The organism is Micromonospora sp. NPDC049662 (genome assembly GCF_040675055.1).
In the GTDB taxonomy this organism is placed as follows: domain Bacteria; phylum Actinomycetota; class Actinomycetes; order Mycobacteriales; family Micromonosporaceae; genus Micromonospora.
The window spans coordinates 1-11,835 of the sequence record NZ_JBFAOC010000066.1 but is presented as its reverse complement, the minus strand read 5'-3'; the positions used below and the strand labels follow the sequence as shown (position 1 = coordinate 11,835).

At 69.5% G+C, this 11,835-nt stretch carries 12 protein-coding genes; 5 read left to right on the top strand and 7 right to left on the bottom strand.

Translation table 11 applies throughout. From position 1 onward, the window contains the following. Nucleotides 1-103: 103 nt before the first annotated feature. Both AB0J36_RS29960 and AB0J36_RS29955 read right to left on the bottom strand, forming a co-directional pair. Nucleotides 104-670 (bottom strand): DUF4190 domain-containing protein, encoded by a 567-nt coding sequence (locus AB0J36_RS29960; protein WP_357126234.1) that lies wholly within the window; start codon nucleotides 668-670, stop codon nucleotides 104-106. A 26-nt stretch (nucleotides 671-696) separates the two neighbouring features. After that, entirely contained in the window at nucleotides 697-993 is a 297-nt protein-coding gene (locus AB0J36_RS29955; RefSeq protein ID WP_363661426.1) for a CD225/dispanin family protein, read from the bottom strand. A 182-nt stretch (nucleotides 994-1,175) separates the two neighbouring features. Between AB0J36_RS29955 and purN the strand changes: the two genes are divergently transcribed. Both purN and purH read left to right on the top strand, forming a co-directional pair. Then, nucleotides 1,176-1,796 carry a phosphoribosylglycinamide formyltransferase gene (gene purN / locus AB0J36_RS29950; RefSeq protein ID WP_355050659.1) on the top strand — a complete coding sequence of 207 codons (621 nt, stop codon included), beginning with the start codon at nucleotides 1,176-1,178 and terminating at the stop codon, nucleotides 1,794-1,796. Beyond that, nucleotides 1,793-3,364 (top strand): bifunctional phosphoribosylaminoimidazolecarboxamide formyltransferase/IMP cyclohydrolase, encoded by a 1,572-nt coding sequence (gene purH, locus AB0J36_RS29945; RefSeq protein ID WP_357126230.1) that lies wholly within the window; start codon nucleotides 1,793-1,795, stop codon nucleotides 3,362-3,364. The genes purN and purH overlap by 4 nt, the downstream gene beginning before the upstream one ends. Before the next feature lie 165 nt (nucleotides 3,365-3,529). On the opposite strand, the gene AB0J36_RS29940 is transcribed toward purH, so the two are convergent. The 5 genes from AB0J36_RS29940 to AB0J36_RS29920 all read right to left on the bottom strand — a co-directional run bounded on the left by AB0J36_RS29940 (nucleotide 3,530) and on the right by AB0J36_RS29920 (nucleotide 9,296). After that, the gene (locus AB0J36_RS29940; RefSeq protein WP_357126227.1) at nucleotides 3,530-4,564 is read right to left on the bottom strand and encodes a dipeptide ABC transporter ATP-binding protein; all 1,035 of its coding nucleotides are present in this window, start codon (nucleotides 4,562-4,564) and stop codon (nucleotides 3,530-3,532) included. Beyond that, nucleotides 4,548-5,576, bottom strand: a complete 1,029-nt coding sequence (locus tag AB0J36_RS29935; protein ID WP_357126224.1) for an ABC transporter ATP-binding protein — start codon at nucleotides 5,574-5,576, stop codon at nucleotides 4,548-4,550. Before AB0J36_RS29935 ends, AB0J36_RS29940 begins: the two co-directional genes overlap by 17 nt. Before the next feature lie 7 nt (nucleotides 5,577-5,583). Further along, nucleotides 5,584-6,540: an ABC transporter permease gene (locus AB0J36_RS29930; RefSeq protein ID WP_357174473.1), complete on the bottom strand. Its 957-nt coding sequence runs from the start codon at nucleotides 6,538-6,540 to the stop codon at nucleotides 5,584-5,586. An 18-nt stretch (nucleotides 6,541-6,558) separates the two neighbouring features. Further along, complete coding sequence (locus tag AB0J36_RS29925) at nucleotides 6,559-7,497, bottom strand: ABC transporter permease (protein ID WP_355050654.1); 939 nt, start codon at nucleotides 7,495-7,497, stop codon at nucleotides 6,559-6,561. Nucleotides 7,498-7,694: 197 nt separating this feature from the next. Further along, nucleotides 7,695-9,296, bottom strand: coding sequence for an ABC transporter substrate-binding protein (locus AB0J36_RS29920; protein ID WP_357126218.1), 1,602 nt, complete (start codon nucleotides 9,294-9,296; stop codon nucleotides 7,695-7,697). Between the two features lie 187 nt (nucleotides 9,297-9,483). On the opposite strand from AB0J36_RS29920, the gene AB0J36_RS29915 reads away from it, so the two are divergent. From AB0J36_RS29915 to AB0J36_RS29905, 3 genes are all read left to right on the top strand, one after another. Then, nucleotides 9,484-9,648, top strand: a complete 165-nt coding sequence (locus AB0J36_RS29915; RefSeq protein ID WP_357126215.1) for a hypothetical protein — start codon at nucleotides 9,484-9,486, stop codon at nucleotides 9,646-9,648. 95 nt (nucleotides 9,649-9,743) lie between these two features. Then, the gene (locus AB0J36_RS29910) at nucleotides 9,744-10,604 is read left to right on the top strand and encodes a bifunctional methylenetetrahydrofolate dehydrogenase/methenyltetrahydrofolate cyclohydrolase (RefSeq protein WP_357126212.1); all 861 of its coding nucleotides are present in this window, start codon (nucleotides 9,744-9,746) and stop codon (nucleotides 10,602-10,604) included. Between the two features lie 152 nt (nucleotides 10,605-10,756). Continuing rightward, nucleotides 10,757-11,707, top strand: coding sequence for a malate dehydrogenase (locus AB0J36_RS29905; RefSeq protein ID WP_357399210.1), 951 nt, complete (start codon nucleotides 10,757-10,759; stop codon nucleotides 11,705-11,707). The last annotated feature ends 128 nt before the right edge of the window (nucleotides 11,708-11,835 follow it).

Here is an 11,835-nt window from a genome sequence, read left to right as displayed (position 1 = left end):
TGCGGGGCGATAACTTCATGATCAACGCGTGGGGGATCGAGGGTGGGAACGCCGCGGGGCGCCCCGGAGGAGATCCGGAGCGCCCCGACGAGAGGGTTGCCGATCAGGGCTCGGTCGGCAGGCTGAAGCTCCCGATGACGTTCAGCAGGAGCAGCAGGATGCCCAGGCCGACGCCGACCGCGCCGCAGATCAGACCGGCCTTGGCCTGGCCCGCGTTGCTGGCCTGGCCCTGGGCGACCTTCTGCTTGGCGAGGTAGCCGGTCACCACGGCGGCGATGCCCACCGGGATACCCAGGAAGACGCAGCAGACCAGCGGGATCGACGCGATGCCGAGGATCATCGACACCAGACCGAGGGTGTTGTTCTGCCCCTGGGCCTGCGGGTACCCGGCGTTCGGGTACGTCGGAGCGCCGTAGGGCGCCTGCGGCTGCTGCCCGTACGGGGCCTGCGGCGCGCCGTACGGGTCCTGCGGCGGCTGGCCGTAGGGCTGCCCCGGAGCGGGCTGGCCGTACGGCTGGCCCGAGGTGGGCTGCTGGCCGTACGGGGCGGCCGGCGGCGGGGCGTACGGGTCGTGCGGCGGCTGGGGTGCGGTCGGGTCGTTCGGCTGCTGGCCGTACGGGTCGTTCGGCTGCTGGCCGTACGGGTCCTGACCGGGATTACCGGGCTGCATTCGAGAGAACTCCTTGGTTGGATCCGTCAGTTGGTGCTGCTGTTCCCACTCATGATCGCGCCCAGGCCGCCCAACGCACAGCACAGCAACACGATGACAAGCCACGCGATGCCCACGATGAGGGCCCACTTCGACCACTTCCGCGACTCCGCGGCGGCGGCCTGGGCACCGGCGTAGTCACCCTGCTGCAGCAGCGGGTTGACCTTCGACGCGTTGATGATCGCCGGGATGGCCAGGGGCCAGAACAGGAAGATGGCGACGATCGACATCGTCATGTTGTTGTTGATCGGCGGCTGCTGCTGGGGGTGGGCGCCGGGGTGCATGGGGGTGCTCCTCATTCGATCGGCACGCTCGCCGTGCCGGATTACTGACAGGGGTGCGGGCCGGCGCGGTGTCCAGCCCGAGCGACCGGCAGCGTACCGGTTCGATGCTCGTCCGCACCGGCACAGAATCGGCGCGCCGCCCGGTCGAAGGTCGTTCGTGACCTGCCCGATAGGGTGTTGCGGTGACCGAGCCCGCGTCCGTCGCCCGCATCGTCGTCCTCGTCTCCGGCTCCGGGAGCAACCTCCAGGCCCTGCTGGACGCCGCGGTCGATCCCGCGTACGGCGCCCAGGTGGTGGCGGTCGGCGCGGACCGCGACGGCATCGCGGGCCTGGACCGGGCCGAGGCCGCCGGGGTGCCGACGTTCGTCGAGCGGGTCCCGGATCACGACAGCCGGGAAGACTGGGACCGGGCGCTCACCGCGCACGTCGCCAAGCACCAACCGGACCTGGTCATCTCCGCCGGGTTCCTCAAGCTGGTCGGCCCGCACTTCCTCGCCGCCTTCGGCGACCGCTACCTGAATACCCACAACACCCTGCTGCCGGCGTTTCCCGGCATCCACGGCCCGCGCGACGCTCTCGCCTACGGCGTGAAGCTCACCGGGGCCACGCTGTTCTTCGTCGACGCCGGCATGGACACCGGGCCGATCGTGGCGCAGGTCGCAGTGCCGGTGCTGGACGACGACGACGTGGACACCCTCACCGAACGCATCAAGGAAGCCGAGCGCCGCCAGCTCGTCGAGCAGGTCGGTCGGCTGGTCCGCGAAGGCTGGACCATCACCGGAAGGAAGGTCACGGTTCCGTGAGTCCCACTCAGGACGGGCGTCGCCCGATTCGGCGGGCGCTGGTCAGCGTCTACGACAAGACCGGGTTGGTCGAGCTGGCCCAGGCCCTGCACGCGGCCGGTGTGGAGATCGTGTCCACCGGCAGCACGGCGGGCACCATCGCCGCCGCCGGGGTGCCGGTGACGCCGGTGGAGACGGTGACCGGGTTCCCCGAGGTGCTCGACGGCCGGGTGAAGACCCTGCACCCGAAGGTGCACGCGGGCCTGCTCGCCGACCTGCGCAAGGACACCCACGTGGCCCAGCTCGACGAGCTGGGGGTGGCCGCGTTCGACCTGCTGGTCTCCAACCTCTATCCGTTCCAGGCGACCGTCGCCTCCGGGGCCGGCGTCGAGGAGTGCGTGGAGCAGATCGACATCGGCGGCCCGGCAATGGTGCGCGCCGCCGCCAAGAACCACGCCTCGGTCGCCGTGCTCACCGACCCGGCCGGCTACCCGGCGCTGCTCGGCGCGCTCGACGAGGGCGGCTTCACGCTGGCCCAGCGTCGCGCGCTCGCGGCCCGCGCGTTCGCCGACATCGCCGAGTACGACGTGGCGGTCGCCCAGTGGTGTGCCCGTGAGCTGGCTCCCGCCGACGACACCTGGCCGGCGTTCGCCGGTTCGGCGCTGCGCAAGTCGACGGTGCTGCGGTACGGCGAGAACCCGCACCAGCCGGCCGCTCTCTACGTCGACCCGGACGCCCCGGCAGGGCTGGCTCAGGCCGAGCAGTTGCACGGCAAGGAGATGTCGTACAACAACTACGTGGACGCGGACGCCGCCTGGCGGGCCGCGAACGACTTCGCCGACCAGCCGGCCGTGGCGATCATCAAGCACGCCAACCCGTGCGGCATCGCGGTGGGCGTGGACGTGGCCGAGGCGCACCGCCGGGCGCACGCCTGCGACCCGGTGTCGGCGTTCGGCGGTGTCATCGCCGTCAACCGGCCGGTCTCGGTCGAGATGGCCCGGCAGGTCGCGGACATCTTCACCGAGGTGGTGGTCGCCCCCGGCTTCGACGAGGGCGCGGTCGAGGTGTTGCAGGGCAAGAAGAACATCCGGCTGCTGCGCGCGCCCGCGTGGACTCCGGCTGCCGTCGAGTGGCGGTCGGTGACCGGCGGCGTGTTGACCCAGGCCGCCGACCGGGTGGACGCCCCCGGCGACGACCCGGCGAGCTGGCAGTTGGCGACCGGTGAGCCCGCCGACGAGGAGCTGCTGCGCGACCTGGCGTTCGCCTGGCGGGCGGTCCGCGCGGTGAAGAGCAACGCGATCCTGCTCGCCAAGGACGGCGCGACCGTCGGGGTGGGCATGGGTCAGGTCAACCGCGTCGACTCGGCGCAGCTCGCGGTCAGCCGCGCCGGCGCCGACCGGGCCCGTGGCTCGGTGGCCGCCTCGGACGCGTTCTTCCCGTTCGCCGACGGCCCGCAGATCCTCATCGACGCGGGCGTCCGCGCCATCGTCCAGCCCGGCGGCTCCATCCGCGACGAAGAGGTAATCGAAGCGGCGAAGAAGGCCAACGTAACGATGTACCTGACGAAGACCCGCCACTTCTTCCACTGACCCACCCCACCCCGCCCCACCCCACCCCGCCCTGCCCGCGTCGATCATGGAGTTGTGGTGCCCCGCAAAAGGGGCGCCGGCGGAGGGTTCGCCCACCGCAACTTCATGATCGACGAGGGCGGGCGGAAGGGCGGGGGCGGGCGGGGGGTGGGGGTGGGGGCGGGGTCAGGCTGTGGTGGGGGAGCGGAGTTCGGCGAAGTGGCAGGCGGAGGGGTGGGGGTCTGCCGCTCTTGGGACGGTCTGCGGGTCCTCGATCGCGCAGATCTCCTGGGCCTTCCAGCAGCGGGTCCGGAAGTGGCAGCCGCTCGGCGGGTCGGCCGGGCTCGGCACGTCGCCGACCAGCCGGATCATGCTGCGCTGGTCGCGTACCTCCGGGTCCGGCACCGGCACGGCCGAGAGCAGGGCCTGGGTGTACGGGTGGGTCGGCCGCTCGTAGATCTCGTCCTCGGTGCCGATCTCGACGATCCGCCCGAGGTACATGACGGCGACCCGGTCGGCGATGTGCCGCACCACGGACAGGTCGTGGGCGATGAAGATGTACGAGAGCCCGAACTCGTCCTGGAGCTGCTCCAGCAGGTTGATCACCTGGGCCTGGATGGAGACGTCCAGCGCCGAGACGGGCTCGTCGCAGACGATCACCTCGGGCCGCAGCGCGAGCGCCCGGGCGATGCCGATGCGCTGCCGCTGACCGCCGGAGAACTGGTGCGGGTACCGGTTGATGTGCTCCGGGTTCAGCCCCACCAGGTCGAGCAGCTCCTGGACCCGCTTGGCCTTGCTGCCCTTGGGCGCGGCGTCCGGGTGGATCTCGAACGGCTCGCCGATGATGTCGCCGACCGTCATCCGCGGGTTCAACGACGTGTACGGGTCCTGCATGACCATCTGCATGTTCCGGCGTAGCCGGCGCAGTTCGGACCCGGAGGCCTTGAACAGGTCCCTGCCCTCCAGGGTGGCGCTTCCGGAGGTGGGCGTCTCCAGCCGCATGAGCAGTCGGGCGAGGGTGGACTTGCCGCACCCGGACTCGCCGACCACGCCCAGCGTCTCGCCCCGGCGCAGCTCGAAGCTCACGCCGTCGACGGCCTTGACGGCGCCGATCTGCCGTTGGAACAGCACACCCTGACTGATCGGGAAGTGCTTCACCAGGTTGTCGACGGAGAGGATCGTCTCGCCCCGGACCTTGGCGGAGCTAGCGGGCGCTGTCATCACGGACCTCCTGCGCGAAGTGGCAAGCGCTGGTTCGGCCGTCGCCGAGGACCAGGTCGTGCGGCACCACGTCCACGCAGACCTGCTGTGCGTACGGGCACCGGGGGTGGAAGGGGCATCCGGAGGGGATGCGCATCAGGTTCGGGGGCAACCCCTTGATCGTCGCCAGTTCCTGGCCGCGGACGTCCAGGCGGGGGATCGATTCCAACAACCCCTTGGTGTACGGGTGGGCCGGCGCCTTGTAGAGCGAGCGGACGTCGGCGTGCTCGACGATCCGGCCCGCGTACATGACCGCGATCCGGTCCGCGACGCCGGCGACCACGCCCAGGTCGTGGGTGATCAGGATCATCGCCATGTTGAGGTCCCGGCGCAGGTCGGCGAGCAGGTCCATGATCTGGGCCTGCACGGTGACGTCGAGCGCGGTGGTCGGCTCGTCGGCGATGAGCACCTTCGGGTCCAGCGCCAACGCCATCGCGATCATGACGCGCTGCCGCATGCCGCCGGAGAACTGGTGCGGGTAGTCACCGACCCGCTTGGCGGCCCCGGGGATCTTGACCAGGTCCATCAGCTCGATCGCGCGACGGCGGGCGTCACCCCGGGACATCCCGGCGCGCTGGCGCAACGTCTCACCGATCTGCCAGCCGACGGGGAACACCGGGTTGAGGGCGGACAGCGCGTCCTGGAAGATCATCGCGATCTCTTTGCCGCGTACCTGCCGACGCTGCTCCTCGGAGCGGGTGAGCAGGTCCTGACCCTGGTAGAGGATCTGGCCGGAGCGGACGAACGCGGGCGGCGAGTCCAGGATGCCCATGATCGCTTGGGCGGTGACCGACTTGCCGGAGCCGGACTCACCGAGCACGGCGAGGGTCTCCCCGGCGTCCAGGTGGTACGACACGCCGTTGATCACCCGGGCCACACCCTCGTTGGTGCGGAACTCGACGTGCAGGTCCCGCAGCTCCAGCAGGTGACCGCCCTCGGGCGTGGCGGAGGCGGGCGTGGGTTCGACGGTCATGAGTGAATCACCGCAGCTTCGGGTCGAAGGCGTCACGGATCGCGTCGCCGAGCATGATGAACGCCAGGACGGTGAGCGCGAGGAAGGCCGACGGAACGAGGAGCGGGGTGGCCGCCTCGCGCATGTGGATCCGGCCGGTGTCGATGTCCTGGCCCCACGAGATGGTCGGCGCCTTGAGGCCGATGCCGAGGAAGGACAGCGTCGCCTCGGCGGCGATGAACGAGCCGAGCGCGATCGTCAGCACCACGATGGCCGGAGCCAGCGAGTTCGGCAGGATGTGCCGCCACATGATCCGGCTGTTGCCGGCGCCGAGCATCCGGGCCGCCGCGACGTAGTCCTGTTCCTTGGCGGTGATCACCGAGGAACGGACCACGCGGGCGGCGGTGGTCCATCCGAGGAGCGCCAGCACGAAGACGACAGCGCCGATCCGGGCCCACTGGCTGTCGCTGGACACCCGCTTGAGCAGCACGATCGCGGCCAGCAGCAGCGGGATACCGAGCACCACGTCGATCACCCGGGAGAGCACCGCGTCGACCCAGCGGCCGAAGTAACCGGCGAGCATGCCGACCACGAGCGCGATGATCCCGGTGCCGAGGGTGGCGAGCGCACCGACCAGCAGCGAGGCCCGGGTGCCGTAGACCGCCCGGGAGTACGTGTCGCAGCCCTGGAAGTCGTACCCGAAGATAGCTCCGCCGGACGGCCCGGCGTGCTGTCGGGAGAGCAGGCAGTCGTTCGGATTGTTCGTGGTGAACACCCCGGGGAGCAGTGCCATCAGGGTGAAGATGGTGACCAGTGCCAGCGAGATCCAGAAGATCGGGTTGCGGCGCAGGTCCCGCCAGGCGTCTCCGGCCAGGCTGCGGGGCTTCTGCGGAACGCCCACCTGGTTGGGTGCGCCCGGTTCGCCCGAAGGGCCCCGCCGCGCGGCCTGGTTCTCGCTGGCCGCGACAGTCTCAAAGTCACTCATGCCGGCACCTCGCTGCGCTCACTCATAGCGGATCCTCGGGTCGAGTACGGCGTACAGGACGTCCACCACCAGGTTCGAGACCAGGTAGACCACGACCAGCACGCTGACGATGCCCACCACCAGGGGGCCGTCCTCGGTGCGGATGCCGCGGAAGAGGTTGAAGCCGACGCCGGGGATGTTGAAGACGCCCTCGGTGATGATCGCGCCGCTCATCAGGTTGCCCAGTTCCACACCGAGGAAGGTGACCACCGGGATCAGTGAGTTGCGCAGCACGTGGACGACGACGATGCGCCGCTTGACCAGGCCCTTGGACCGAGCGGTCCGGACGTAGTCCGCGCGCAGGTTCTCCGCCACCGAGGCCCGGGTGAGTCGCAGGGCGGTGGCCAGCGAGAGCGAGCCGAGCACGATGCCCGGCAGCAGCAGCGCGTAGAAGGTCGGGTCGGAGCCGGCGGTGGGCGGGAAGAGCTGCCACTTGACGCCCAGCAGGTACTGCGCCAGGGGCGCCAGCACGATCGTCGGGATGCCGAGCACCAGGAGGGTCAGCACGAGCGTCGAGTTGTCGAAGATGCTGGCCCGGCGGATGCCGGCGAGCACCCCGGCGGTGACGCCGAAGATGATCGCCACGGCGAGTGCGATGAGCGCGAGCCGCACGGTGACCGGCCAGGCCGACTGGAGGATGTCACCGATGTTCCGACCGGTGAGTGACTCGCCCAGGTTGCCCTGGAGCAGGTTCTTGACGTAGTCGAAGTAGCGGTAGAAGAACCCGCCGACGCCGGTGGCGTCGAGGTGGTACTTCTCGGTCAGGTAGGCCCGTTGCGCTGGCGTCACCGGCCGTTCGCCGGCGAGCGCCTGGATCGGGTCGCCCTGCCCGGCGAATGTCAGCGCGTAGACGATCAGGGTGGTCCCGAAGAAGGCGAGGACCATCTGCAGTAGGCGCCGCAGGATGTAGCGGAACATGCTTAGCAGTCTCTCCGGAAATGTGCGAAAGGGTCGCAGGACGGCATCTCTGGTCGTACCCGAAATATCCGGAACGTGCCGTCCGGCCCGGGGGAGCCGGCGCCACCGACGCCGGGTCCGCTGCTGCGGCCCGGCCCCGGTGGTGCAGACCGGGCCACCCGGGCTTCGTCGCCCGGGTGGCCCGCACCCTGCTCAGCTCAGTTGGCTGCTTCGATCTTGACGAGGTTGACCCGCTGGAACAGGTCCATCTGCACGTTCTTGACCTTGGACGAGTAGCCGAACACGTTCTGGCCGAAGCGCAGCGGGATCACCGGCATGTCCTTGGCCAGGATGTCCTCCGCCTGCTGGTACTTGGCGATCGCCTCGTCCTGCGTCTTGGCGGCGGCACCCTCCTTGACCAGCCTGTCGAAATCCTTGTTGCTGTAGCCGTAGTAGTTCGACGAGCCGTTCGTGCTGTACAGCGGGCCGAGGTAGTCCTCCATGGTCGGGTAGTCCATGACCCAACCCATCCGGAAGGCACCCACCGGCGTCTTCTTCTCGACCTTGGTCAGTAGGTCGGCGAACTTCGGCTCGGCCACGCCGACCGCGTCCACACCCAGGTTGGCCTTGAGCTGGTTGACCGTGGCGTCGACCCAGTCCTTGTGACCGCCGTCGCCGTTGTACGAGATGACGATCTTCGCGGGACCGCCGGCGGCCTGGTAGAGCTTCTTGGCCTCGGTCGGGTTGAACTCGCCCGCCGTGCCGGTGGTGTTCTCGCGGTAGCCCGGCAGGACCGGCGAGACGAAGGAGCGCGCCGACGTCTGCGAGCCCTTGAAGACCGACTTGGTGATCTCGTCACGGTCGATCGCCATCGAGATGGCCTTGCGGACGTCCGGGTTGCTGTAGTCCTTGTCGAACGTCGGGAACGCCAGGAACTGGAACGACGACATCGGGCTGGTCTGGTACCGGTCGCCCAGGTCGGTCGGCGCGGTGCTCAGGCTCTCGGTCGGGATCGTCGGCAGCACGTCAAGGTTGTCCGCCAGGACGTCCGCGTACGCCGCGGTGAGCTGCTGGTAGATCCGGAACTCCACGTTCTTGACCTTGGGCTTCTCGCCCGGGAACGCGTCGTACCGCTCGACCTCGATCTTGCTGTCGTGCTGCCAGGTGCCCTTCATCTTGAAGGGGCCCTGCCCGATCGGAGCCTGCTCGTAGGAGTCCTTGAGCACGCCCGGCGCCGAGAACGCGGCGTCCGGCATCGGGAAGAACGCGTTGTAGCCCAGCGTCGTGCGGAAGTCGATGTACGGGTCGGAGAGCGTCACGGTGAAGGTGAGGTCGTCGACCTTCTTCAGGCCGGACATCTCCTTGGCCTTCGGCTCCTTGCCCTGCAGGTCCGCGTAACCAGCGATCTTCTCGAAGAAGGGGTTGGTGTCCTGGCCGTTGGGGGCGTACGCGCCGTAGTTCCACGCGTTGATGTAGTTCTGGGACGTGACCTTCTCACCGTTGTGGAAGGTGTAGCCGTCCTTGAGCTTGATCGTCCAGACCTTGTTGTCGGACGAGGTGATCGACTGGGCAGCCACCTCGTACGGCTTGTTCTGGGCGTCGTAGTCGACGAGCGGGCTGAACAGGCCGGCGATGACCTGAGAGCCGGACGTCTCCGTGGTGTTGGTGGGAACCAGGTGCTTCGGCTCGCCGATCTGGATGCTGACGGCCGAACTGCCGTTGCCACCGGATCCGCCGTCTCCGCCGCTGCCGCAGGCCGCGAGGCCCAGCGTCACCGCGAGCGGGAGGGCGGTCCAGGCAGCGAGTCTACGAACTCGCATTGAGCCTCCTCATCTCCTCACGCTGCGCAGTCATGCCCGACGCTGGGTTTACGCTGCGCAACAGGCGGTAACGGTAGGTCGGCTTACCGCCTGTCGACAACGGCTGGGTCGCGGGCGGGTAACGGTTCCAGTCGTACCTGCTTGCGTGCGGACCTAGCGCGTGCTACCCCAGACCGGACAGGCGGCCATGAACTGGGAATTCGCCGGTGAAGCGGAGATCTTCCGTGCTCTGGTGAAACGGATTCGGCGCTCCGTGGCGAGTCGTCCGGTGTCGCCCACGCGCACCGCCGCCGCCCGTTTCGACGGTGACCAGTTCCACAGGCAGTCACTGATAGTGATGAACGGCACGTGACTCTTCGTTACCGATGGGTGTGTGATCGGGGCCTCGGCGGTCGGCCGGAGCGAGGTCCCGGGAACGGCAGGTGCCGGACATGAGACGATCTGGTCGTGACGGCGACGGTTCTGGACGGCAAGGCGACCGCAGCGGAGATCAAGGACGAGCTGCGGACACGGGTGAAGGCGCTCGCGGAGCGCGGCATCATCCCCGGGCTGGGCACGGTCCTGGTCGGGGCCGACCCGGGAAGCCAGGCGTACGTCAACGGCAAGCACCGCGACTGCGCCGAGGTGGGCATCGCCTCGATCCGCCGGGAGCTGCCGGCCGACGCCACCCAGCAGCAGGTCGACGACGTAATCGCCGAGCTGAACGCCGACCCGGCGTGCCACGGCTACATCGTCCAACTGCCGCTGCCCGCCCACCTGGACACCCAGCGGGTGCTGGAGCTGATCGACCCGGACAAGGACGCCGACGGCCTGCACCCGGTCAACCTGGGTCGCCTGGTCCTCGGCTACGACGGTCCGCTGCCTTGCACCCCGCGTGGCATCGTCGAGCTGCTCCGCCGCCACGACGTGGCGCTACGGGGCGCCACCGTGGCCGTGGTCGGCCGGGGCAACACCGTCGGCCGCCCGCTCGGCCTGCTGCTCACCCGTCGTAGCGAGAACGCCACCGTGACCCTCTGCCACACCGGCACCCTCGACCTCGCCTCGCACACCCGCGCCGCCGACATCGTCATCGTCGCGGCCGGCGTACCCGGACTGCTGACCGCCGACATGATCAACCCCGGCGCGGTGGTCGTGGACGTCGGCATCACGCGGGTTATCGGCCCGGACGGCAAGGGCCGCTACACCGGGGATGTCGACCCGGAGGTGGCCGAGACGGCCGGCGCGCTCGTCCCGATGCCCGGCGGTGTCGGCCCGATGACCCGCGCCATGTTGCTGACCAACGTGGTGGAGCGCGCCGAACGCGGCTGAGGTGTAAGGAAGGGCACCTTATTAACGCCTGGTGCATGTAAAGGGGCCCTTCCTAACCCGACAAGGCGGTAACCCTCCGCCCCTGGCCCGATCGGTGCCAGGATGGCTGATACGGTCCGGAAAACCGACTGGTATCAGGGAGTGGGACGACCATGGGTAAGAAGGTCACTGTCGTCGGGGCTGGTTTCTACGGCTCCACCACCGCACAGCGCCTGGCCGAGTACGACGTCTTCGACACCGTAGTGATCACCGACATCGTGGAGGGCAAGCCCGCGGGCCTCGCGCTCGACCTCAACCAGTCGCGGGCCATCGAGGGCTTCGAGACCAAGGTCGTCGGCGTGACCACCGGCCCGAACGGTGAGGGCTACGAGGGCATCGAGGGCTCTGACGTCGTCGTCATCACCGCCGGTCTGCCCCGCAAGCCGGGCATGAGCCGGATGGACCTCCTGGAGACCAACGCCAAGATCGTCCGCCAGGTCGCCGAGAACGTCGCCAAGTACGCCCCGAGCGCCGTTGTCATCGTCGTCTCCAACCCGCTGGACGAGATGACCGCCCTGGCGCAGATCGCCACCCAGTTCCCCAAGAACCGGGTCCTCGGCCAGGCTGGCATGCTCGACACCGCGCGGTTCAGCAACTTCGTCGCCGAGGCGTTGAACGTGCCCGTGGCGTCCGTACGCACCCTGACCCTTGGCTCGCACGGCGACACCATGGTGCCGGTGCCGTCGCAGAGCACCGTCAACGGCAAGCCGCTGCGCGACGCGATGCCGGCCGAGCAGATCGAGGAGCTGGTCGTCAAGACCCGCAACGGTGGGGCCGAGGTCGTCGCGCTGCTCAAGACGGGTTCGGCGTACTACGCCCCGTCCGCCGCCGCGGCCCGCATGGCGAAGGCCGTGGCCGAGGACTCCGGCGACGTCATGCCGGTCTGCGCCTGGGTCGACGGCGAGTACGGCATCTCCGGCGTCTACCTGGGCGTCGAGGCCGAAATCGGCGCCGAGGGTGTCCGTCGGGTCGTCGAGACCGACCTGGACGCCGACGAGCGCGCGAGCCTCCTCGAGGCGGCCGAGGCCGTCCGCGCGAAGCAGGGCGACATCTCCAGCATGTGATCCACCAGCAGCACGACGAAGGGGGGGGCCGCCCCCCCCGCCCCCCCCGGTGGCCCACCCCCGCCCCCCCCCCCCCCCCCCCCCCCCCCCCCCCCCCCCCCCCCCCCCCACAGATGTAGCACCCACAA

Bases quoted from the DNA above. Each gene is read 5' to 3' on its own strand.
- AB0J36_RS29960 (WP_357126234.1), bottom strand. From the start codon at position 670: ATGCAGCCCGGTAATCCCGGTCAGGACCCGTACGGCCAGCAGCCGAAC.
- AB0J36_RS29955 (WP_363661426.1), bottom strand. From the start codon at position 993: ATGCACCCCGGCGCCCACCCCCAGCAGCAGCCGCCGATCAACAACAAC.
- AB0J36_RS29940 (WP_357126227.1), bottom strand. From the start codon at position 4,564: ATGACAGCGCCCGCTAGCTCCGCCAAGGTCCGGGGCGAGACGATCCTC.
- AB0J36_RS29935 (WP_357126224.1), bottom strand. From the start codon at position 5,576: ATGACCGTCGAACCCACGCCCGCCTCCGCCACGCCCGAGGGCGGTCAC.
- AB0J36_RS29930 (WP_357174473.1), bottom strand. From the start codon at position 6,540: ATGAGTGACTTTGAGACTGTCGCGGCCAGCGAGAACCAGGCCGCGCGG.
- AB0J36_RS29925 (WP_355050654.1), bottom strand. From the start codon at position 7,497: ATGTTCCGCTACATCCTGCGGCGCCTACTGCAGATGGTCCTCGCCTTC.
- AB0J36_RS29920 (WP_357126218.1), bottom strand. From the start codon at position 9,296: ATGCGAGTTCGTAGACTCGCTGCCTGGACCGCCCTCCCGCTCGCGGTG.
- AB0J36_RS29915 (WP_357126215.1), top strand. From the start codon at position 9,484: ATGAACTGGGAATTCGCCGGTGAAGCGGAGATCTTCCGTGCTCTGGTG.
- AB0J36_RS29905 (WP_357399210.1), top strand. From the start codon at position 10,757: ATGGGTAAGAAGGTCACTGTCGTCGGGGCTGGTTTCTACGGCTCCACC.